This is a genomic window from Rhodococcoides fascians A25f (assembly GCF_000760935.2).
GTDB lineage: Bacteria > Actinomycetota > Actinomycetes > Mycobacteriales > Mycobacteriaceae > Rhodococcoides.
This window is the reverse complement of record NZ_CP049744.1, coordinates 2,220,127-2,243,141: the sequence shown is the minus strand read 5'-3', so window position 1 is coordinate 2,243,141 and position 23,015 is coordinate 2,220,127. Positions and strand designations below refer to the sequence as shown.

The 23,015-nt window shown below is 63.4% G+C and carries 18 protein-coding genes and 1 tRNA gene; 11 read left to right on the top strand and 8 right to left on the bottom strand.

What is annotated here, in order from left to right; translation table 11 throughout:
* Positions 1–26: 26 nt before the first annotated feature.
* The 3 genes from BH93_RS10655 to BH93_RS10645 all read right to left on the bottom strand — a co-directional run bounded on the left by BH93_RS10655 (position 27) and on the right by BH93_RS10645 (position 2,645).
* Entirely contained in the window at positions 27–263 is a 237-nt protein-coding gene (locus BH93_RS10655; RefSeq protein ID WP_032379604.1) for a hypothetical protein, read from the bottom strand.
* A gap of 23 nt (positions 264–286) precedes the next feature.
* The gene (locus tag BH93_RS10650) at positions 287–1,471 is read right to left on the bottom strand and encodes a fatty acid desaturase family protein (RefSeq protein ID WP_032402361.1); all 1,185 of its coding nucleotides are present in this window, start codon (positions 1,469–1,471) and stop codon (positions 287–289) included.
* A 61-nt stretch (positions 1,472–1,532) separates the two neighbouring features.
* Entirely contained in the window at positions 1,533–2,645 is a 1,113-nt protein-coding gene (locus BH93_RS10645; protein ID WP_032402360.1) for a ferredoxin reductase, read from the bottom strand.
* A gap of 171 nt (positions 2,646–2,816) precedes the next feature.
* Between BH93_RS10645 and BH93_RS10640 the strand changes: the two genes are divergently transcribed.
* Positions 2,817–3,467 carry a TetR family transcriptional regulator gene (locus BH93_RS10640; RefSeq protein ID WP_230592413.1) on the top strand — a complete coding sequence of 217 codons (651 nt, stop codon included), beginning with the start codon at positions 2,817–2,819 and terminating at the stop codon, positions 3,465–3,467.
* A 35-nt stretch (positions 3,468–3,502) separates the two neighbouring features.
* Entirely contained in the window at positions 3,503–4,321 is an 819-nt protein-coding gene (locus tag BH93_RS10635; RefSeq protein ID WP_037177807.1) for an alpha/beta fold hydrolase, read from the top strand.
* Here the strand turns inward: BH93_RS10635 and BH93_RS10630 are convergent.
* Complete coding sequence (locus tag BH93_RS10630; RefSeq protein WP_037177804.1) at positions 4,318–5,640, bottom strand: MFS transporter; 1,323 nt, start codon at positions 5,638–5,640, stop codon at positions 4,318–4,320. The two genes, BH93_RS10635 and BH93_RS10630, sit on opposite strands and share 4 nt — an antisense overlap.
* 83 nt (positions 5,641–5,723) lie before the next feature.
* Between BH93_RS10630 and BH93_RS10625 the strand changes: the two genes are divergently transcribed.
* Genes BH93_RS10625 through cmrA form a run of 3 tightly spaced genes read left to right on the top strand, consistent with a single transcriptional unit; the run spans position 5,724 to position 9,120 of the window.
* A complete protein-coding gene (locus BH93_RS10625; RefSeq protein WP_032402359.1) occupies positions 5,724–6,251 on the top strand; it encodes a PadR family transcriptional regulator in 528 nt (175 codons plus the stop codon).
* Positions 6,248–8,293 (top strand): FAD-dependent oxidoreductase, encoded by a 2,046-nt coding sequence (locus BH93_RS10620; RefSeq protein ID WP_037177225.1) that lies wholly within the window; start codon positions 6,248–6,250, stop codon positions 8,291–8,293. The genes BH93_RS10625 and BH93_RS10620 overlap by 4 nt, the downstream gene beginning before the upstream one ends.
* 23 nt (positions 8,294–8,316) lie before the next feature.
* Positions 8,317–9,120 carry a mycolate reductase gene (cmrA, locus tag BH93_RS10615; RefSeq protein ID WP_032379250.1) on the top strand — a complete coding sequence of 268 codons (804 nt, stop codon included), beginning with the start codon at positions 8,317–8,319 and terminating at the stop codon, positions 9,118–9,120.
* Here the strand turns inward: cmrA and BH93_RS10610 are convergent.
* Positions 9,117–10,841: a helicase HerA-like domain-containing protein gene (locus BH93_RS10610; protein WP_037177801.1), complete on the bottom strand. Its 1,725-nt coding sequence runs from the start codon at positions 10,839–10,841 to the stop codon at positions 9,117–9,119. The two genes, cmrA and BH93_RS10610, sit on opposite strands and share 4 nt — an antisense overlap.
* A 94-nt stretch (positions 10,842–10,935) precedes the next feature.
* Between BH93_RS10610 and orn the strand changes: the two genes are divergently transcribed.
* The 3 genes from orn (at position 10,936) to BH93_RS10595 (ending at position 12,778) form a co-directional block, all read left to right on the top strand.
* A complete protein-coding gene (orn, locus tag BH93_RS10605; RefSeq protein ID WP_080739281.1) occupies positions 10,936–11,547 on the top strand; it encodes an oligoribonuclease in 612 nt (203 codons plus the stop codon).
* A 78-nt stretch (positions 11,548–11,625) separates the two neighbouring features.
* A tRNA-His gene (locus tag BH93_RS10600) sits at positions 11,626–11,701 on the top strand.
* A gap of 315 nt (positions 11,702–12,016) precedes the next feature.
* Positions 12,017–12,778 carry a M23 family metallopeptidase gene (locus tag BH93_RS10595; protein WP_037177223.1) on the top strand — a complete coding sequence of 254 codons (762 nt, stop codon included), beginning with the start codon at positions 12,017–12,019 and terminating at the stop codon, positions 12,776–12,778.
* Positions 12,779–12,797: 19 nt separating this feature from the next.
* On the opposite strand, the gene BH93_RS10590 is transcribed toward BH93_RS10595, so the two are convergent.
* Positions 12,798–13,991 (bottom strand): L,D-transpeptidase, encoded by a 1,194-nt coding sequence (locus tag BH93_RS10590; protein ID WP_032402523.1) that lies wholly within the window; start codon positions 13,989–13,991, stop codon positions 12,798–12,800.
* Positions 13,992–14,251: 260 nt separating this feature from the next.
* Between BH93_RS10590 and BH93_RS10585 the strand changes: the two genes are divergently transcribed.
* Positions 14,252–18,418 (top strand): bifunctional nitrate reductase/sulfite reductase flavoprotein subunit alpha, encoded by a 4,167-nt coding sequence (locus BH93_RS10585; protein WP_037177798.1) that lies wholly within the window; start codon positions 14,252–14,254, stop codon positions 18,416–18,418.
* On the opposite strand, the gene BH93_RS10580 is transcribed toward BH93_RS10585, so the two are convergent.
* Together BH93_RS10580 and BH93_RS10575 are read right to left on the bottom strand one after the other, a co-directional pair.
* Positions 18,412–19,335: an alpha/beta hydrolase gene (locus tag BH93_RS10580; RefSeq protein ID WP_037177221.1), complete on the bottom strand. Its 924-nt coding sequence runs from the start codon at positions 19,333–19,335 to the stop codon at positions 18,412–18,414. The genes BH93_RS10585 and BH93_RS10580 overlap by 7 nt on opposite strands.
* Positions 19,336–19,371: 36 nt before the next feature.
* Positions 19,372–20,484: an endo-1,4-beta-xylanase gene (locus BH93_RS10575; protein ID WP_037177219.1), complete on the bottom strand. Its 1,113-nt coding sequence runs from the start codon at positions 20,482–20,484 to the stop codon at positions 19,372–19,374.
* 149 nt (positions 20,485–20,633) lie between these two features.
* On the opposite strand from BH93_RS10575, the gene BH93_RS10570 reads away from it, so the two are divergent.
* Positions 20,634–21,341: a GAF domain-containing protein gene (locus BH93_RS10570; protein WP_037177218.1), complete on the top strand. Its 708-nt coding sequence runs from the start codon at positions 20,634–20,636 to the stop codon at positions 21,339–21,341.
* Between the two features lie 155 nt (positions 21,342–21,496).
* Positions 21,497–22,975: a sugar transferase gene (locus BH93_RS10565; protein WP_037177216.1), complete on the top strand. Its 1,479-nt coding sequence runs from the start codon at positions 21,497–21,499 to the stop codon at positions 22,973–22,975.
* Positions 22,976–23,015: the final 40 nt, after the last annotated feature.

The following is a 23,015-nucleotide window of genomic DNA, read 5'->3' as shown; positions in this document are numbered from 1 at the left end:
GGCGGCTTTGTCGGTAGTGCTCTACCTCAACGACGGTCGCGAGTCTCGAACTCTCCGTTGATCACGGTGCCCAGCGGGGCGTCACGCTCCGCTTTCTTCGCCGCTTCCCGCATTTCGATGCCATCGGTGATCAGGTCTCCGATTTCACGGGTGACGTCGCGGACGGCTCCGGTGATGATCACCACGATCCGGCCGACGTGATTGGCGGCAGATTCGGTGAACTCCTGCACGGTGTCCTTGTTGCGCTCGAACTTTCCCACCAACAGGACCGCCCCCTTCGAAGTCGTCACGCTGCGCTGGTCTTCTTACGCTCGACGATAACACTGGCCGGAGCTGCCGACCCCGTGAGCGAATTGGGCAGGGCGAGCTTGAAGATCTTGCCCCACACGGAACCGATCTGATGGAAGAAGCCGCCGGTGTTGTAGGGCAGGTCGTACTTCTCGCACAGCGCCTTGACCTCGGGCGCGATCTGCGGGTAGCGATGCGCGGGCAGGTCAGGGAACAGGTGGTGCTCGATCTGGTGCGAGAGGTTTCCCGACATGATGTGGAACAGCGGGGTTCCCTCGATGTTGGCCGATCCCAACATCTGACGCACGTACCATTCGCCGCGGCTCTCGTCGGCGGTCTCCTCCTGGCTGAAGGTCTGGACTCCGGTCGGGAAGTGGCCACAGAAGATGATCGAGTAGGTCCACACGTTGCGAATCAGGTTCGCAGCAACGTTTCCGACCACGGTGGACGCGAAGAACGGTCCGGTCAGCGCCGGGAAGATCACGTAGTCCTTGAGCGCCTGCTTGCCCGCCTTGCGCCACATGCCCTGCAGCAGCGGCTTGACGTCGTGCCACTTGCGCTTGCCCGCGACGATGTTCTCGGTCTCGAGGTCGTGGAGCATGACGCCCCACTCGAAGAACGTCATCAACAGGAACGCATACACCGGGTTGCCCAGGTAGTACGGATTCCATTTCTGTTCCTGGTCCATCCGCAGGATGCCGTAGCCGATGTCGCGGTCCATACCGACGATGTTGGTGAAGGTGTGGTGCATGTAGTTGTGCGAGTGCTTCCACTGGTCTGCGGGGCAGACGGTGTCCCACTCGAACACCTCGGAGTTCAGACCGGGCTCACGCATCCAGTCGTACTGGCCGTGCATGACGTTGTGGCCGATCTCCATGTTGTCGAGGATCTTCGCAACGCCGAGGGCACCGACACCGGCGAGCCATGCCGGCGGGAGGAACGGCAGGTACATCAACGCGCGTCCGGTGATCTCCAAGCCGCGCTGCGCTTTGATGATCTTGTAGATGTATTCGCGGTCCTCGTCGCCGAGCTTGGCGACGGTTCGGGCACGCAGGTCGTCGAGCTCACGGCCGAGCTCCTCGACCTGTTCGTAGGTCAGCACGGTCGGCGCGTCCGGCAGCGTCTCGTTGCGGCGAAACGGTAGGACCGCGGTGGGCAGGATCGAGAGAATCGTTCCGAGCATCTGATGATCTCCAATTCGATCGGGTCGAGATGGTCTGTGTGTCGAAATGTCTTGGGTGGACCTAGATGTCGATGTCGACGTCGCCGACGGCGACGGACACGCAGAGCTGGATCTTCTTGTCGGATTCGGTGTCGGTCTCGCCGGTCTTGATGTTCTTGGTGCAGCCGGACTTCTTCACCGAGGTGCAGGTGAAGCAGATTCCCATCCGGCACCCGTTGGCCGGCGAGAGACCAGCGGCCTCTGCCTGCTCGAGCAGCGTTTCGCCGTCGTTCTCCGAGGACACATCGCTCCCGGAGAACGTGGTGACTCCGGTGACGTCGTCGCCGACGGTGGCGAACGACGGCGTGAACTCCTCGAGGTGCAGTCGCTCGCCGAGGCCTGCGTCGTCGAAGAAGGACCTCACGCCCTTCATGAGTCCGGGAGGGCCGCACAGGAACGTGTCCGCGTCTGCGAACCACGGGGCCACGGCATCGAGGTGCTCCTGGCCGAAGAACCCGTACAGGTCGCCCCCGGTCTTCTGCTCGGTGTACGCGAAGACGATGTTCACGTTCTCGTGCTCGGCGGCGATCTTCTCCAGGTCCTTCTTGTACGCGACGTCGTTCTCGGTGAACGCGTAGTGCAGGAAGGTCAGGTCGCTGCTGTACCCCTCGTCCAGCAGCGACCTGAGCATCGACAACACCGGCGTGATGCCGCTGCCACCGCTGATCAGCAACGTCTTGGCCGGGCGTGGTTGGGGAAGCTCGAACGTGCCGTCGGCCTGCGACAGGCTGACCACGAGCCCGACATGCGCGTTCTTGTGCAGGTACTGCGACACCAGGCCTTCGGGATGCGCCTTGATCGTCAGTTCGATCCGGCCGTCCTTGCGGTACTGCGAGCAGGCGGGCGAGTAACAGCGAGTCTGCCGAACACCGTCGATGACGACACCGACCTGAACGAACTGACCCGCCTTGAAGCCCTTCCACTGACGTGTCGGGCGGATGGTGAGCGTCAACGAGTCTTCGGTGGACCGGTGTATCTCGGTCACTTCTCCGCGCAGGTCGCGAACCGTCGTCATAGGATCGACGAGCTCGAGGTACCGATCGAGCGCGTGGGGTGTGGCCATGGCCTCGAACAGGGAAAGAAGCGAGAACTTGCGCGAACCCGACGTTCGCGACGGACGTTCTTGAAGCGTCATTCCATCCTCCCTAACCGGATCGAAACCAACGACCCATTCAGTGAACGATTGTGCACTAACATGAGTGTGACAGAGCGACACCGGTACCTGTCAACGTTTATGTGACGGTCGTTACACAGCAAAAACGGCCGTCGCCGGGGGTCCGGGTAGAACCGGAAGGAAGGTCACAGAATGCGCGCCCATAAACTGGACGTTGTGACAGAACCGGGGACCCGCGCCGAGCGCAAGGAGCGCACGCGTCAAGCCCTCATCGAGGGCACCCTCGACCTGCTACGCGAACGATCCTTCGCCAGTGTCAGCCTGCGCGAGGTCGCTCGATCGGCCGGCATCGTTCCCACTGCGTTCTACCGCCACTTCGCCTCGATGGAGGATCTGGGCGTCGCTCTCGTCGAGGACAGCATGCGCATGCTGCGGCAGATGTTGCGCGACGCCCGTCGCAACCCGAGCGCCAAGACGGCAACCGAATCCTTCGGCATCCTGGTCCGCCAGGTTCGGAGCCACGAGGATCAGTTCCGTTTTCTCAGTCGTGAGCGGTACGGCGGCGTCACCGAGGTTCGGCGCGCCTTCGCCACCGAGCTCCGACTGTTCGTCAGTGAGCTGACCATCGATCTCTCCCGCATGCCCGGTCTCGAGCAGTGGGACGTCGCCGATCTGGAGATGACCGCCGATCTGCTCGTCTCGACGATGCTCACGGCGGTGGTCGGCCTGTTGGAAATCGACAGACCGGGTAGCCAGAACGAGAAGGATCTGATCGAGCGGACCGAGAAGCAGATCCGCATGATCATGCTCGGGATGAGCCGATGGGAACCACGGCGGGCTTGACCGTTCGAGAAGAACACGTCCACGAAGGGAAGTTCATGTCCGAGGTAAGTGTCGGCGCGTACGTATTCGAGGTTGCGATGGCGGGCCCCTCGGATGGAGTTCCAGTTGTTGCGCTGCACGGCTTTCCGCAAACCAACGCGTCGTGGGCCAGCGTGACCCCCGGACTCGTCGCCGCGGGTTGCCGCGTGATCGCGCCCAATCAGCGGGGATACTCCCCCGGTGCCCGCCCGATCGGGGTCGAGCACTATCGCATCGAGCAGCTCACCGGTGACATCCTCGGTTTGCTCGACGCGCTCGATCTACCGTCGGCGCACCTGGTCGGACACGACTGGGGTGCGGTGGTTGCCTGGCACCTGGCGGCCGAACACCCCGATCGTGTCCGCACGCTCACCGCCGCATCGGTTCCGCATTCGGCGGCGTTCAACTGGGCCATCCGCGAGGATCCGGATCAGCAGGAGCGGTCGCAGTACTTCGGTCTGCTTCGGAAGCCGGAGAAGGCCGAGCGAGTTCTGGTGGAGAACGACGCACAGCGTCTGCGCGCGATGTTCGGTGCCGAGAGCCTCGACGACGAGTACGTTCGGCATCTCACCGTCCCCGGGGCACTGACGGCCGCATCGAGTTGGTACGCCGCGATGACCAGGGAGTTCGCGAACCTCCCGCCGGTGACCGTCCCCACCACCTATGTCTGGAGCAACGGCGACACCGCCATCGGCCGAGCCGGTGCCGAGCGCTGCGGCGAATTCGTCGATGCGCCGTACCGATTCGTCGAACTCGACGGCATCTCCCATTGGATCCCCGAGGAAGCCCCCGGGGAACTCACTGCCGAGATCCTGGCCCGTATCGACTCCGTTTAGACCTGCTCCGGAGCCCGCACCTTCAGCAACGCCAGCAGCCCGGCGGCAAGGACGATGATCAGCCCGGCGATACCCGCGCGATCGGCGTCGAACATCCACACGAACAGGCCGAACAGGGACGGCGCGAGGAACGACGCGGCACGACCCGTCGTCGCGAACAGTCCGAAGAACTGACCTTCTCGCCCGGGAGGTGCCAGTCGGGCCAGGAAGGTACGCGCAGAAGATTGCGCGGGGCCCACGAACAGGCACAGGATGAGCCCGAAGATCCAGAACATCGTCGGCCCCGAAACGAACAGCAGGATGGTTCCGGCCGCGATCATGGACGTGAGCGAGAAGACGATGACCTTCTTGGGTCCGATTCTGTCGTCGAACCGTCCGGCGACGATGGCACCGAGGCCTGCGATGACGTTGGCGGCAACGCCGAACAGCAGTACGTCCGCCGCGCCGATGCCGTAGACGCTGACGGCGAGAACGGCCCCGAAGGTGAAGACACCTGCCAGTCCGTCTCGGAACAGCGCGCTGGCGATCAGGTAGTAGACGGCGCGTCGGTCTGCACTCCACAACTCGCGCACATCGCGAAAGAGGACGCGATAGGACTCCGCGAACCCGGCCTGTGCAGCAGTGGGATCGGCAACGGCCATGGGCACTTCGGGAACTGCGAACATCACCGGGATGGCCGAGACCGCGAACCATACGGCCGCGAGTACGGCGACGAGTCTGATGTTCAGGCCACCGTCGGTGGTCAACCCCAGCAAGCCCCGAGTGTCGCCGTCGCCGACGATGAAGCCCAGGTAGCACAGGAGAAGCAGCACGATCCCACCGAAATAGCCCATCGCCCAACCGAATCCGGATACGCGACCGATGTTCTCCGGAGTGGAGACCTGCCGCAGCATCGAGTTGTACGGGATGCTGGCCAACTCGAACATGATGGATCCGAGACCGAGCAGCAACAGACCGAGCCAGAGATAGTGATAGTTGTCCTGGACGAAGAACAGACCGGCCATGGCCACGACGGTCAGTGCAGTCAACACTCCCAGCAACCATCTCCGTTTGCCGCGCGCGTCGAAGTACTGCCCGCACACCGGCGCCAGGAGCGCGATGACGACGCTCGACAGTGCGATGGACCAGCTGAACCAGGTAGTGGCCGAGATCGAGCCGGGCAGGTCGTCGCCGACGGCGTCGGTGAGATACACCGAGAACACGAACGTGAGAATCACGGCATTGAACGCAGCCGAGCCCCAATCCCAGAATCCCCAGGCAGTGACCTGTTTACGAGTGGTTGCGACTCCGACGACAGCGGCCTCCGGCTGGGTTCCCATGGTTGCCAACACTAGACCGCGGATTCCGAATTCTTCGGTGCACCTAGTTGCATAGTCACCACGTTGCATACATACTCTCGGTTGTGGCTTTGGAACACGCGATCCTGGTTTCCCTCACCGAGCTCAGTGGCTCGGGGTACGAGCTCGCCCGACGGTTCGACAAGTCCATCGGCTTCTTCTGGAGCGCAACGCATCAGCAGATCTACCGGACGCTGACGCGGATGGACGGGGCCGGGTGGATCACCGGTGAGGCCGTCGCACAGGACGGCCGTCCCGACAAGAAGGTCTACTCGGTCGCCGCCGCGGGCCGCGCCGAGCTCGATCGCTGGATCGCTGCGCCGACCGACCCCTCGCAGCTACGCGAGGAGCTCGCCGTCAAGATTCGCGGTGCCGCGAACGGTGACATCGACGCGTTGAAGATCGAGGTCGCCCGCCATCGCGATGTTCATGCCACCCGACTCGACGTCTACCGACTGATCGAGAAGCAGGATTTTCCGGATCCCGCTGCCCTCACCGGCACCGCGTTGCACCAATACCTGGTGCTGCGCGGCGGAATTCGCGTCGAAGAAGGATTCACCGAGTGGTGCACCGAAGTATTGGAGAAGCTGTGAAGACCGAGCAGTCCGTTGGCCCCTATCCGATTCTGTTGTCGCCGTTGGACGTCGGCGCGACCACGTTGAAGAACCGGGTGATCATGGGCTCGATTCACACCGGCCTCGAAGACCGCGCCCGCGACACCGGCCGTCTGGCGGCCTACTTCGCCGAGCGAGCCCGCGGCGGCGTCGCCCTCATCGTCACCGGCGGATACGCCCCCAATCGCACCGGTTGGCTCCTGCCGTTCGGAGCCAAGCTGACCAACCGTCTCGAGGCCCGCCGGCACCGACGGATCACCGCGGCCGTGCACCGCGAAGGCGGCAAGATCGCGCTGCAGATCCTGCACGCCGGTCGCTACTCGTACCAACCGTTCAGCGTGTCGGCGTCCTCGATCAAGGCCCCCATCAACCCTTTTCGGCCGCGGCGGTTGACGTCGAGGGGCGTCCGCTGGCAGATCCGTAACTTCGTGCGTTGCGCCCGGCTCGCGCAGAGCGCCGGCTACGACGGCGTCGAGATCATGGGCGGCGAGGGATACTTCATCAATCAGTTCCTCTCCGAGCGCACCAACAAGCGGCGTGACGAGTGGGGCGGTTCAGCGGAGAATCGCCGTCGGATGGCCGTGGAGATCGTGCGACAGACCCGGGCTGCAGTGGGCCCGGACTTCCTGATCGTGTTCCGGCTGTCGATGGCCGACCTCGTGGAACAGGGCCAGAGCTGGAACGACATCGTTGCCCTGGCGGAAGATGTCGAGGCTGCGGGCGCGAACATCATCAATACCGACATCGGCTGGCACGAATCGCGGGTGCCGACCATCGTCACCTCGGTTCCGCGAGCAGCGTTTGCAGACATCACCGGCAAGCTCGAGAAGCACGTAGCCATCCCCGTCGCGGCATCCAACCGCATCAACATGCCCGAGATCGCCGAGAACATCCTCGCCCGCGGCGACGCGCAGCTGATCGCGATGGCCAGGCCGATGCTGGCCGATCCGTTCTGGGTCGAGAAGGCAGCCACCGACTCCGCGGACCAGATCAACACCTGTATTGCCTGCAATCAGGCCTGCCTCGACCACGCCTTCGTCCACAAGAAGGTCTCGTGCCTGGTCAATCCCCGTGCGGGCCGCGAGATCGACCTGCAATTGCTGCCGACGAAGAAGACGAAGAAGGTCGCTGTCGTCGGAGCCGGGCCCGCTGGCTTGGCCGCAGCCCTCAATCTCGCGCAACGCGGCCATGCGGTCAGCCTGTTCGAAGCCAGAAGCGAGATCGGTGGTCAGTTCGGTATCGCACGGCTGATTCCCGGCAAGGAAGAATTCGCAGAGACGATCCGCTATTTCTCGAGCGCGCTCCGCACCGCCGACGTCGCCGTCCACTTGGGCAGCCGAGTCTCGGCCGCCGAGCTCATTGCCGGCGAATTCGACGAGGTGGTGCTGGCTACCGGCGTCACTCCCCGAATTCCGAGCATCCCCGGCATCGAACACCCCTCGGTGCTGTCGTATGCAGAACTGGTTCGGGACGGCAAGCCCGTCGGTGATCGGGTTGCAGTCATCGGAGCCGGCGGAATCGGCATCGACATCTCCGAGTTCCTCACCACCGATGCCTCCCCCACGCTGGACCTGAAGGAATGGAAGCAGGAGTGGGGCGTCACCGAGCCCGAGGCCGCGCCAGGGGCGTTGACCACACCGGTGCCCGCGCAGTCACCGCGCGAGGTGTATCTGCTGCAGCGCAAGCCGGGACGCATCGGCGCAGGGCTGGCCAAGACGACGGGTTGGGTTCACCGAGCGGCCCTCAAAGCCAAAGGCGTGCATCAGCTTTCAGGCGTCAACTATGAGAAAATCGACGACGCGGGCCTGCACATCTCGTTCGGCGAGAAGCATGAGCGCCCACGTCTGCTCGAGGTCGACACCATCGTGATCTGCGCGGGCCAGGAATCGGTTCGCGATCTGGTCGACGAGCTGAAGGCCGCGGGTACCACCACACACATCATCGGCGGTGCGGACGTCGCGGCCGAGCTGGACGCCAAACGGGCGATAGAGCAAGGCACCCGGCTCGCGGCCACGATCTGATCTGTCCGCTAGCCTGTCTCACCGTGAGCCTGCCCAAGCCCAACCCCGATGCCCGCGCCGTCGTCACCGGAGCCTCCTCCGGTATCGGTGAAGCCCTGGCAACCGAACTCGCCGCCCGTGGTCACTCGCTGATCGTGGTGGCTCGACGCGGCGAGCTGCTCGAGGCGTTGGCTGCGAAGCTCACAGCCGAGCACGGCGTTGCCGTCGAGGTGCGTCAGTCGGATCTGTCGAATCGTGAGCAGCGGCAGGCACTGGTCACCGAGCTGTCCGAGCGCGAGATCTCCATCCTGTGCAACAACGCGGGCATCGCGACGTTCGGACCGGTGGCCGGTCTGGACCCGGCGTACGAGCGCGATCAGGTGGAGCTCAATGCCGTTGCCGTGCACGACCTCACGTTGGCGGTCATGCCCGGCATGATCGGTCGCGGAGCAGGCGGAATCCTCATCACCGGATCGGCGGCGGGCAACATGGCCATCCCCAACAACGCGACCTACGCCGCGACGAAAGCCTTCGTCAACACCTTCTCGGAGTCGCTGCGCGGCGAGCTCGCGGGCACCGGCGTCAACGTCACCCTGCTCGCTCCGGGCCCGGTCCGCACCGAGACACCCGACCCGGCCGATGCCTCGATCGTCGACAAGATGGTTCCCGACTTCCTGTGGATCGACAGCGCCTACACCGCGAAGCTGTCCCTCGACGGCCTCGCGAAGAACAAGATGCGCGTCGTCCCGGGCCTGCTGAGCAAGGGCATGTCGGTCGCCGGGCAGTACAGCCCACGCAGCATCTCCGCACCGATCATCGGCAGCTTCTACAAGAAGCTCGGCAGCTAGCGCCGGCGCCGGCGTCCGGTTCCGAAGATACTGCGCGAGATTTCCCGCCCGGCCGCCGAAGCAGCCGATCGCAGGAAGCTCTTGAGCGCCGGATTGCCCATGATGCGCTCGGCAGCCGACGGGCCGTCAGGCTCGATCGGGGGAAGATCGGGCAGATCGGCAGGCAGCGGCGGGATGTCGAACTTCTCGGTCGGAGCAGGCACATTCGCCACGCGCGCGTTCATCCGCTCGTAGGCCGACTCGCGATCGATCGTTTCACGGTACTTCGCGGACAGGGTGCTCGACGACGCGGCCGCGGCGATGGCGTCGTTGCCGATGGTGTCCATCAGTGAGCGGGGCGGACGAATCTTCGTCCACGCCACCGGTGTCGGCGCGCCTTTCTCCGAGAGCACCGTCACGATTGCTTCGCCGGTCCCCAACGACGTCAGCGCCTTTTCGAGGTCGTACGCGTCGGTCTTGGGGTACGTGCGCACCGTCTTGTTCAACGCCTTCTGATCATCGGGCGTGAAGGCGCGCAGAGCGTGCTGAATACGTGCGCCCAGTTGTGAGAGCACGTCGTTGGGAACGTCGGTTGGCAGCTGCGTGCAGAAGAAGACGCCGACACCCTTGGAACGAATGAGCTTGACCGTCTGCTCCACCTGCTGCAGAAAAGCTTTCGAGGCGTCGGCGAACAGCAGGTGCGCCTCGTCGAAGATGAAGACGAGCTTGGGCTTGTCGATGTCACCGACTTCGGGCAGCGTCTGGAACAGGTCGGCGAGCACCCACATCAAGAACGTGGAGAACATCACCGGCCGCGACGCCTGAGCCCCGAGCTCGAACAGAGTGATGACCCCTCTACCGTCCGGTCCGACGCGAAGCAGGTCCTCGGTCTCGAGTTCCGGCTCACCGAAGAAGGTGTCTCCTCCGTCTGCCTCCAGGTTGACCAGCGCGCGCAGAATCACTCCTGCGGTGGCCGAGGAGACCCCGCCGATGCCCTTGAGATCTGCCTTTCCCTCATCACTGGTCAGGTGCATGATCACCGACCGCAGGTCCTTGAGGTCGAGCAGGGCGAGCCCCTGGGAGTCGGCCCAGTGGAAAATCAGACCGAGGGTGGACTCCTGAGTATTGTTCAGCCCCAACACTTTACTGAGCAAGATCGGACCGAACGCAGTGATGGTGGCACGGACCGGCACTCCGATTCCCTCGGTGCCGAGAGAAAGAAACTGCACCGGGTGTCCGGCCGGAGCCCAGTCCGTGAGCCCGGTGTCCGCAGCACGGCTCCGAATCTTCTCGTTGTCCTCGCCCGGCGCGGACAGTCCCGACAGATCGCCTTTGACATCGGCCATGACGACGGGAACCCCTGCTGCAGAGAGCTGTTCGGCAATTCCCTGCAACGTCTTCGTCTTACCGGTTCCGGTGGCCCCGGCAACAAGACCGTGCCTGTTCAACGTGGCCAACGGAATTCGGATGCGAGCAGCGGGGTCGGTGACGCCGTCGAGAACCACGGTTCCCAGTTCCAGTGCGGCACCTGATGATGCGTAGCCGGCGGCAATCTCGGCAGCCTTGCCGTTCGCTGTCGGTGTCGACCCTTGTTCCGCGGCAAGCGCCTCGGCCTCGGCGGCGTCCGCTGCAGCCAGAGCTTCGGCAGCCACCCGTGCGGCTTCGACGGCCGCCGCCTTGGCCGCCTTCGCCCTCTCGGCAGGGCTGAGTGTGGGTGCCGGCTGGGTCGGGTCGACTGTCATGTCCGCGTCCTCCGTGAACGTGTGCTGGTGCTGAACTGGTTCGATCGCCACCGCAAACCCTAGTGGCATCACAGCTCGCACTAGTGTGGAGCGCGTGCAGGACAAACTCGTGTGGATCGACTGTGAAATGACCGGCTTGGACCTGAGCAAGGACAAGCTGATCGAAATTGCGGCGCTGGTGACCGACAGTGAGCTGAACATCCTCGGAGAGGGTGTCGACATCGTCATCCACGCCGACGACGACGCGTTGGCGAACATGCCTGCCGTCGTCACCGACATGCACGCCAAGTCGGGCTTGACCGACGAAGTGCGCGCATCGACGGTGACTCTGGAGGAGGCCGAGCAGCGCGTACTGGCGTACATCAAGGAGCACGTCCCGGTGGCCGGCACGGTTCCGCTCGCGGGAAACTCCATCGGGACCGATCGTGGATTCATCTCTCGCGACATGACCGCGCTCGACACCTACCTCCACTACCGAATGATCGACGTCAGCTCGATCAAGGAACTTTCCCGCCGGTGGTACCCGCGGATCTACTACGGGCAGCCGGCCAAGGGCCTCGCACACCGCGCCCTGGCGGACATCAAGGAGTCGATCAACGAACTGCAGTACTACCGCCGGACGGCCTTCGTGGCTGCGCCGGGGCCGTCTACCAGCGACATCGCTGCCGTTGTTCAGGATCTCGACACGCAATCGGGGGCGGATTAGCAACCGCGGATTCAACCCGCTAGTATTGTCGACGCTGCTGATGGAGAGCCCCAAAAGGTTCTGCGGACGCGTGCAATGGTGGGCGTAGTTCAGCTGGTAGAGCACCAGGTTGTGATCCTGGATGTCGCGGGTTCGAGTCCCGTCGCTCACCCCATACGAAGAAGGCCGGTCTCCTCGCGAGGCCGGCCTTTTTCGTGCGTTCATTTCACCCCTCGCGGAGGGGCCCGAGGCTCCGACGCACCTACCCTGACCTCGAATTACGTTGTTGTAATTCAACTTTCAGGTTTCCTGTGGGGTTGATGTGACGTACGGTTACTAATGGCACTTTTGGGGAAGAAAAGTACCAATGTGATTCATGTGTTTTCTGCTACGTGAGTTCAGCGTGCCCCGAAGCGTCACCGAACATGTTCTTACGTCCTGCGCGCACCCATCCGACGGTGCGCGGAGGACGCAGACGAGGAGGCTTTTCGTGGGTCGCAGAATGCACAGAGTCATAGCGGGTTCGATCTTGTCGGCAGCACTGTGCATCGGCACAACCGGCTTGCTCAGCCCAGCGGTGGCCACCGCTCAACCCACGATCGAACTACCTCAGATCCCGATCCCCCAGCCGGACGCCCAACAGCGGGCCGCGATACTCGCCGCGGTGCTCGACGCCACCGGTGTTCTCATCAACCAGGTCGCGGCGATCGTTCTCGACGGCGACGTGCTGTCGGTACCGGATTCGCCGGACGCTCCGAGCACTGTAGATGTTCCCGAGATCGAACTACCGACCGCACCGCCGACCGTCGGTCTCGGCGGTGCCGTGTTGCCGATCGATGCAGGCAAATACCGCATCACCTCCGGCTACGGCGGACGCAACAACCCGACCGGCAACGGCGCGCAGTACCACCAGGGCGTGGACCTGGCCGCCGACAGCGGGACCCCCATCCATGCGGTGACCGGCGGAACCGTCGTTCAGGCCGGAGACGCGGGCGACGGCTACGGCAAGCTCGTTCGGGTCAAGAGCGGCAATACCGAGACCTACTACGGCCATCAGTCCAGCCTCGCGGTGTCGGTCGGCGACGAGGTGGCACCGGGAGACGTACTCGGAGCAGTCGGCAGCACCGGCAATTCGACAGGACCGCATCTGCACTTCGAGGTACGCAACAACGGCTCGAGCATCGAACCGGTGGCGTACCTGAAGACACTCGGCATAGATCCTTCGCTGTATCAAACCCGCGATCGAAGCTGACCCACCCGATCGAAACCGATCAGACCGTGGTGGCGTTGCCCGCTTTCCACTCGTCCCACGGGATGTTCCAATCACCGAGGCCGTCGGTACCCGACAGCGTTCCACCGACGGTGTTCTTCACGACGACGATGTCGCCGCGCTTGGTGTTGTCGTAGACCCACTTGGCATTGGTCGGGCTCAGATTCAGACAACCGTGCGAGGCGTTCGAGTACCCCTGTTGCCCCACCGACCACGGTGCGGAGTGGAAGAAGATGCCGCTGTAGGACATTCGCGTCGCCCAATCGACGGGCGTTCGGTATCCGGTGGACGAGTTCACCGGCACGCCGTACGTCGAAGAATCCATCACGAGGTGCTCGAAACGGTCACCGATGATGTAGACGCCGTTGTCGGTCGGGGTGCTGTCCTTGCCCATCGACGTCGGCATGGTGATGACGTCCTGGCCGTTGACGTTGAACGTCACCTGCTTGGTGTTGTCGTCGGCGGTGGCGATGACGGCATCACCGATCGTGAACGACGTCGTCGCGTTCTCCTGACCGTAGATATCGTCACCGAGGTCGCGCCCGTACACGTTCACCGCCACGTCGACCTTGGTGCCCGGTGCCCAGTAATTCTGTGGTCGCCAGCGAACCTCTTTGTTGTTGACCCAGTAGAACGCGCCTTCGACGGCAGGCGTCGTTGTCACCGTGATCGCGTTCTGTGCAGCGAGCTTGTCGGTGATGGCTTCGTCGAACTGGACCGCGACGGGCTGCCCGATACCCACGATGTCACCGGGATTCGGCAGAACGTACGGCTTGGTGAAGTTACCGGGCTGGCTGGTGGTGAAGCTGGTGATCGTGCTCGACGCTCCCCCGAGTCCGTATGCGTCGGCCTGCACGCGATACTCGCGGTCGTAGCCGAGCGGCTCGGTGTTGGTCCACGACAACCCGTCGGGCGCGATTGCCCCCGACACCGGCTCTCCAGCCGGATTGAGCATCGTCACCGAGGACAATTTGCCGTCGGCCACCGAGACGGTCACCGGGTCGGCGGGCGAGAATCCGACTGCTCCGTCGAGGACACTCGACGTCAACTTCGGCTTCATCAGCTCGGTCATCGGGTTGGAGTCGATGGGCACCGAGGGCTCGGAAATGTCCGACGCAGAGCTGCATCCCGACAGGACCGCCACCGAAGCGACGACTCCCACCGCGGCGAGTACGAATCCGCGATTCACCCTCATCAACCACACCACTTCCCACTTCGAGCCCGACTCGCACGATTGTGCCAGCGGAGAATCTTCACATTCCACTCGACAGCCCGTTCGATGAATAACGTTCGAGTACCAATCGCGAGGCGCAAAGTTCGTGTTACCTCCTCACCCATGCGATGCGCTTCACGACACCAGATCACCGAGCCCCGCACAGCACGGTGAGGACAACGTCATATCGGGCTAACTGACGTGTAATGGCCGCGCACCTTGGGCCGGGCACTGTGGAATCCATGGTCACCACGGTGAAGACACTCTGCGCGTACTGCGGTGTGGGATGCGGCATGGTGCTCCAGGTCGGCGGCCTCTCGACGTCGGCGGACGCACGCCCCGTCGTCACCAGGTCCGTCGTCACCAAGTCCGTCGGCGACAAGTCTCACCCGGCCAACTTCGGCCGCCTGTGCACCAAGGGAACGACCACTGCAGACATGCTGGCCGGGCCCGGTCGACTCGAGAAAGCGCAGATTCGGCATCGCCGCGGCGAGAGCGCGGAAAGCACGGACACCGCGGTGGCGATCAACGACGCCGCTGGGCGGCTCCGCACCATCATCGACGAGCACGGTCCCGATGCAGTGGCACTGTACGTATCAGGGCAGATGTCGATCGAAGCTCAGTATCTGTCGAACAAATTGGCCAAGGGGTTCATCGGCACCAACCAGATCGAATCCAACTCGCGCCTGTGCATGGCAAGCGCGGGAACCGGATACAAACAGTCGCTCGGTGCCGACGGCCCGCCCGGATCCTACGAGGACTTCGACCACGCCGATGTCTTCTTCGTCATCGGCTCCAACATGGCCGACTGCCACCCCATTCTGTTTCTGCGGATGATGGACCGAGTCAAGGCCGGCGCGAAGCTGATCGTCGTCGACCCTCGACGTACCGCGACCGCAGACAAGGCCCACCTGCATCTGAAACTGAAGCCGGGCTCGGACCTGGCCCTACTCAACGGGTTGCTGGCGCTCATCGTCGAGGACGGCAACACCGACCCCGAGTTCATCGCGAAATTCACCGATGGGTGGGACGCGATGCCGGAATTCCTCGCCGACTACACCCTGGACAAAGTCTGTGCTGCAACAGGTCTCGACGAGCAGGACCTGCGCGCCGCGGCCGCGATGATCGGTGATGCGAACAACTGGATGAGCTGCTGGACCATGGGCCTCAACCAGTCGACGCACGGAACCTGGAACACCAACGCACTGTGCAACCTTCATCTGGCTACCGGTGCCATCTGCAAGACCGGAAGCGGACCCTTCTCCTTGACCGGGCAACCGAACGCCATGGGCGGACGAGAAATGGGCTACATGGGCCCGGGACTCCCGGGACAGCGATCGGTGATCAGCGATGCCGACCGTGAATTTGTCGAGAATCGATGGAGCATCCCCGAGGGGACGCTCCGCACCGACGTCGGCGGCGGAACCATCGAGATGTTCTCCAAGCTCGCCGCAGGGGACATCAAGGCCTGCTGGATCATCTGCACCAATCCGGTTGCCTCGGTGGCCAACCGAACGACAGTGATCGACGGCCTGGAACGCGCCGAGTTGGTGATCACCCAGGATGCATTCGCCGATACCGAGACCAACAGCTACGCCGATGTCATGCTTCCCGCGGCCCTGTGGACGGAAGCCGAGGGCGTGATGGTCAATTCCGAGCGCAACCTGACCCTCTTCCAACCGGCAGTCGAGGCACCGGGCGGGGCTCTGCCGGACTGGAAGATCATCGCCGACATGGCCTGCGCGCTGGGATATTCGGAGGCATTCACCTACGCGAGCGCCGAGGAGGTGTTCGAGGAGATCAAGCAATTCTGGAACCCAAACACCGGCTACGACATCCGCGGAGTCACCTACGAGCGCCTGCGCGAGAATCCACTCCAGTGGCCGTGCCCACCCGATGGAACAACCACCCGCCACCCGATCCGCTACCTCAACGACGGGGTCAGCCAGAGACAACACGTCTGCGAGGACGGATCGATTCCCGCACTGTCCTTCCCCACCCCCACCGGACGAGCACAGTTCTTCGCCAGGCCCAGCATGGCACCGGCCGAGATGCCCGACGACGACTACCCGTTCGTTCTCAATACCGGTCGCCTGCCCCATCAGTGGCACACCATGACCAAGACCGGCAAGGTCGCCAAGCTGAACAAGCTCGATCCCGGGCCGTTCGTCGAGGTACATGCCATCGATGCCGACCGTCTCGGTCTCACCGAGGGCGACAGTGTCGAAATCGTATCTCGACGGGGCCGAGCGGTACTCCCGGCAGTCGTCACCGACCGAGTTCTCCCGGGCAACTGTTTCGCTCCGTTTCACTGGAACGACGAGTTCGGCGAAAATCTGGCGATCAATGCGGTCACCAACGATGCGGTCGATCCGTACAGCCAGCAACCCGAGTTCAAGGCGTGCGCAGTCACACTCACCAAAGTTGCTGCAGTGGAGCCCCCGTCGTCTGTGGTCGAGAACGGTACCGAGGATCCGATCGACGCACTCGCCGAGATGGTCGGCCGACCCGCCCGCCCGTCGGCACCGTTCACCGCGGTCGAACAGAGCTACATCGCCGGGTTGCTGGAGGGCCTGGGTAGCGCGGCAGGCCGTGCGGCCGAGGGAACTCCCACCCTGCCTGCGCAGACACCCCTGTCCCCCGAGACTCACGCCTGGCTCGACGGAGTTCTCGCCGGATTGTTTTCGCGCAGAATCGACTTCGACGGCGCGCCGACCACGGCCGCGGCCCTCTCACCCGACTCGTCGGGGCGGCCGCTACTTCTGCTGTGGGCCTCGCAGACCGGGACTGCCGAGGAATACTCGCAGACCTGCCTGTCACATCTGAAGGGAGCAGGGCTGACCGTCGCGGAGCACTCGATGGACTCCTTCACCGTCGATCGACTGCCCGCCGAGGCAGATGTGCTGATCGTCAGCAGTACCACCGGTGACGGCGAAGCTCCGGACAACGGGGCGACGTTCTGGGACAGCCTGGTCGCCGAGTCGGTGACCGGTCTGAATGGAATCCGCTACGCAGTACTCGCTTTCGGCGACTCGAGCTACGCCGACTTCTGTGGCCACGGCCGCAAGATCGACGAGCGCCTCTCCGAATTGGGTGCTACCCGGCTCCTCGACCGAGTCGACTGCGAACCCGATTACGAAGACGAGTCCGCATCGTGGCTCGACGCGGTGGTGGTCTGCCTTCGTAACGATGACACCGCCAGCCTCTCGAACAAAGGTGGCCCCGTCGCGCCGACGACGGTGGAGAAGACCCGACCCGTCGAACAGACAACCCACGAGGCCACCCCGGCGCGCTTCAGCAAGAAGTCTCCGCTCGTGACGACTGTCGTACGCAACCGAGTACTGAATTCGCGCGGATCGATGAAGGACGTGCGTCAACTCGGCTTTCACCTACCCGACGGAACACTCGACTACGAAGTGGGCGATGCGCTCGGAGTCTGGCCGCGTAACAGCGATGCTTTCGTCGACGAGTGGTTGCTGGCAACCGGACTGGACGGCGACACGAATGTCGATCTCAGCGGCACCGGTGCCATGACATTGCGCACGGCACTGCGCAGCCACCTCGAGATCGCCCGTGCAACACCGGATCTACTGAAATTCATTCACCGCCGGACCGCGGTGGACGATCTCGAAGCAATGCTGCATCCCGACAACAAACATGCGTTGCTCGACTGGATGTGGGGTCGCCAGTCGATCGATGTCCTGGCTGCACATCCGGTCAGGGCGTCGGTAGAAGACTGGCTGGGAGTTCTCAAACCGCTGCAGCCGCGGCTGTACTCGATTTCGTCGAGTCCGAAGGAGAATCCAAACGAGGTACAGGTGACTGTTTCCGCCGTACGGTACAACGTGCACGGAGTTCCGCGACGCGGCGTGTGCTCGACATATCTGGCCGACCACGCGGCGAACGACGAGGTGGGGATCTTCGTGCAGAAGTCCTCGCATTTCAAGCCACCGGACGACCCCTCCACCCCGATGATCATGGTCGGCCCCGGCACGGGCGTCGCCCCGTTCAGAGCGTTCCTGCACGAGCGTCGGGCTCTGGGTCACACCGGCCGGAATTGGCTGTTCTTCGGTGAGCAACATGCGGATACAGATTTCTACTACCGCGACGAACTGACGGAGATGATGCGGGACGGGTCGCTCAGCCGCCTGGACGTTGCCTTCTCGCGCGATCAGAAAGACAAGGTCTACGTTCAAGATCGGATGCGTGAGCACGGGGCCGAGTTGTGGAACTGGATTGCTCGTGGCGCCCACTTCTACGTCTGCGGCGACGCAACGCGAATGGCCAAGGACGTCGATGCTGCGCTGAAGGGCGTGGTGGCCCAGCACGGAAAGCTTGCTCCCAGCAGTGCCGAGGCCTACGTCAAAGCTCTTGCTGCCGAGAAGCGCTACGTGCGCGACGTCTACTGACGGTGCAGTGGCGCGGTGCGCGTCAGGAACTCGAGCTGATCTGCCACCACCCTCTCGAACGCCTCTCCCAGATAGATCTTGAAGTGACCGGCGTCGTAGGTCCTGATCTCGCCGAGCGGAGCCTTCCGTGCGTACCGCAGGGTTGCTTTTGCGGGCGCGACCGAGTCCGTCTCACAGACGACGAACAGAATGGGGCATCGAACATCCTCGGCTCGACGTCCGGGCCGGTGCCGCACGATCTGCAGCGCGACTCTGGCTGCTACCCGATTGTGGAACGATTCGTCGGTGTCAGGAGCGAGGGCCAGATAGCCGTCGTAACTGTCGGGTGAGGTCATCAGCGCGGTCGTCCCGGGTCGCCCAGCCGTCGCCACCATCAGCGGCGGGCGCCCGATCACCGATCCCGCGAGGTCTGCCAAGGCCCGGCCCGACAGCTTCACCGAGGTCCACGTGTTCGACGCCAGCCCCGACGCAATGCCGTCGGTGAACGGGCACTGCGCCACGACGGCCACGACCTGTTGGTCTCGGGCGGCAGCGACGATGACGTGGCCCCCGCCGAACGACGAGCCCCACAACACGATTCGACCGTTGTCCACATCGGTACGCGAACGCGCATGGGCGATGGCCGAAGCCCAGTCCTGCAACTGGGACTCGATATCGAGCAACTGGCGCGGCTCGCCGCCGCTGGCCCCGAAGTAGCGATAGTCGAACACCAGGCAGGCGTACCCGGCGGCACGGAAGCGCTCGGCATAGGCGTCGAGTCGCATCTCCCGGGTACCGCCGAGACCGTGCGCCATGACGATCACCGGAGCTGGGTGCGGGTCGTTCGGAAGATAGAGCCACGCCGCGCAGGAATCCCCCTGCGAATCGAACGAGACCTCTACACGATCAGGAAACGAGCCCCCCGGCTGCGACGTCATGGGCAGACAGTAGCCCACGCCAGAAGAATCGGTCGATCATCGACCGGAGTGCTCCGCGGCATATGCGTCGACGCGCCCGTATGCGATCTTGGGCGTCCAGTCTCTGCGCACCAATCCGAAGTTCTGTTCGGTGTCGGCGGTGTTGGAACCGGCGTCGCGGAGGCTGTAGACGTAAGCGGGCCCGAGCCAATCGTTACCGAGGACAGCGTCGAGGACAATCCCTATGCTGTCCGATTGCACCTGCTCACTGACGCTGTTGGGAGACGTTCCCGTAGGGGCTCCGAATTCGGTGATCCAGATCTGCTTGGCACTGTCACCACCGGCAATCATGGTGTCTCGCATGGACCACATCTTCATCGCAGTGTTCCACGACGCGGTGCTGGGGTCGTTGGGCAGATAGGGCCATGTGTACGGGTGGACGTTGAAGGCGTCGAAGTACTTGTTCGACCCCTGCGCGTACATCTGCGACAGGAACGACGTACCGGAGATGTTTCCGTTGGTGTCCTCGGAGGGTGCCATCCCACCCGCCAGCACCGTGGATGCGGGTTGCACTTGCTTGATTGCGGTATAGCTGGCGCGCAGTAGCGCCGAGTATGCCGTCACATCGGGGGCCGGCTTGAAGAACGTCACGATGTTCGGCTCGTTCCACACCTCCCAGATGCCGATTCGGCTCGAGTACCGTTGCGCCACGGTCTTGGCGAACGCAGCAAAGGTGGCGGCATTGGCAGGTCGGGAGTGCGAATCGTTGATGGCAGCCGCCACTCGTGCCCATCTCGGGGTGTAGGCGATTATGCCGTGCGGGCACATCCCGTGGGCCACAATGGCGTCGATAACTCGGTCCGTGCGACTCCAATCGAAGCGGCCCCGAGTCGATTCGATTGCAGACCAATCGATGTCGACACGAACTGCGAAGGCCCCAGCGTCTCGAGCAAGCGTGAGTTCCCGATCCAGATCCGCCGGAGACAGCGTGCCGATCGACGCGCCCGGCGATACCCCGATCCGAACTGCATCGGACTGCCGAGCACACAATGGACTTGCGGCCTGCTGGGACCGCAGAGCAGATGCCGCAGCGGGTACCGACCCAGCAGCGAACCCCAACAGCACGACCAACAGTGCTGCACTCGCTCGTCGCGTCGAATTCCTTCTCATCGACAGATGCTAACAACAACGGGGCGCAGTCATTCACGAATGGATTGTCATACGCATTGTGGCAAAGGCGGCGTCTGTTCGAGAATCGAAAGGTATCTTCTCGCGGCAGTCATCGGTACGACAACTTTGCCTGTACTACCATTTGCCCAATGACTACAGGCTTTCCCGGTTTCGACGCGCGTCTGAACGAGCTACTCGCCCGGCAAGCGGAGAAATCCGGGCTTTCCACCGACGAATTCATTCGGCGCGCAGTGGTGGACCGACTCGTTCGCGAACTGTCCGACGATCAGGACTCCGACGTGGGTGCGTTGCTGCGGGCTTTGCAGGCCGCATCGGAGAAGGGCGTCGAACCGGTCGAGGTGACGCGGGCATTCGGTACCCCGATCGACGACCCCGAGAGATTGGCAGCAGTGACTCGGACAGGGTTGATGGACACCGGATCCGACGCCGGCTACGACCGGATCGTTGCGATGGTCGCCGATGCATTGAACGCCCCGTCGGCCGCGTTCTCGCTTCTCGACGACAGACGTCAGTACTTCAAGAGCGCACTCGGACTTCCGTCGGAACTCGGTGGCGCGCAGGAGGTTCCTCTCGAAGCGTCCATCTGCCGTTATGCGATCGATCTAGGCCAGCCGCTGGTGGTAGAGGACGCGAGACTCAACGACGCCCTCAAGGATCATCCGTCGGTCCAGAGCAATCTGTTTGTTTCCTATCTCGGAGTTCCGCTCGTCGACGACGGCGGCCATTCTGTGGGAACCCTCTGCGTGTGGGATCGACAGCCGCGGCAGTGGACCACCGGCCACGTTCAGATACTGCAGGACTTGGCCTGGATCATTCGCGAGCGAGTTTTCGAATAAAGGCCGCTTTCCCTAACTGCTAATAGCTTTTCTCGGCCCACAACCGACCTCGGGTTTTTTTCATGAAGTCGACCGGGTGACCTCTTTCTCGGCGGTATACATTCAATGGGATATCAAAGACTTACCCATCCGAAACTAGCCACCGGGAAGAAGCTGTGCCCGAAACACTCGAATCACCGCACACTCGCCCGCGGTCTGTCGAGCCCGACACCGCTGCGGTCCGCCGCACACTCGTGGACCGACTACGGGTCGATCCGCTCAACACCGCGATCACCGTCGCGGTGGATGTGCTCGCCGGCACCGTCGCTTTGATCGGAGCGCTACTGTGGCATTCGGGCAGCCTCACCGACACCGGCTGGCTCCCATGGCTGTTCCTGCCACTACTCATCGGAATCATGGCCGGCAAGTCGATGTACCGGCGCAGCCTGCGCCGCAACTTCCTGGACGAGATCGGGCCGGCCGAAACGGCTGTTGCGTTCGCATCGCTCGCTTTGACGGTCCTGATGTTCCTGGCCGACACCGACTACCGGCCCAGCGCGGTCGTGTTGCGACTGTGGCTGCTGAGCGCGCTCACGATTGCGATCGCCCGCCTGGTCCGCGTCGTCGTTCAACGCTTGCTTCGCACCAAGTTCGGATCCGCAGCGCCGGCCATCGTGCTCGGCAACGACCCGATCGCACATCAACTCGTCTCTCGCACAAGACAATTTCCCGAGTACGGTCTTGCTCCGGTCGGTTACGTCGGCGATGCCCCGATCGCCGACGTCTCGTCGCAGAGCGAGCTACCCGATCTGCCACACCTCGGGCTGCCGGGCGATTTCGAGGCAGTTGCGCGTAGGACGGGTGCGGAAGAACTGATCGTTGCATTCGCTCCGACAGAAGACCGAGTCCTGGTCGGAGCGATCAGAACTGCGCATCGGCTCGGTATGCGGGTGTGGGTGGTGCCCAGGTTGTACGACGCCGTCGGTGTCAACTCTCGAGTCGAGCACATCGGCGGCCTGCCGTTGATGGTGCTGCCGCACGTGAACCCCAAGGGGTGGCAGTTCGCCCTCAAAGGTGTTCTCGATCGAGTCCTGACGGCATTCGGTCTCCTGCTGCTCTCCCCCGTCTTCCTGACGCTGATGCTGCTCGTACGCCTGAGCTCCCCCGGCCCGATCTTCTTCGCGCAGGAGCGGATCGGGCGGGACGGATTGCCCTTCGATTGCCTGAAGTTTCGCTCCATGCGGCCCCCGCGCGCATCGGACGCCGCGTTCGAGCGAAAGGCCGGGGACGCGCCCGGTGGCGTCGAGGGAGTCGATCGGCGCACCCGTATCGGAAAGATCATGCGACAGACCTCGTTGGACGAACTTCCCCAGCTGATCAATGTCATTCGCGGTGACATGAGTCTGGTCGGCCCTCGGCCGGAGCGACCCGAGTACGTGGACCTGTTCGAGATGCAGATCCGTCGATACGGCGAACGCCACCGAGTCAAGGCCGGTGTGACGGGATGGGCTCAGGTTCACGGCCTTCGCGGCCAGACCTCCATTGCGGACCGCGCGGAGTGGGACAACTACTACATCGAGAACTGGTCCGTCTGGCTCGATATCAAGATCCTGTTCCTCACAGTGCTGGCCGTTCTGAAACGCGCCGAGGACTGATCGTGGTCTACGCCGAATACGGCTACGTTCGGGTCACCCC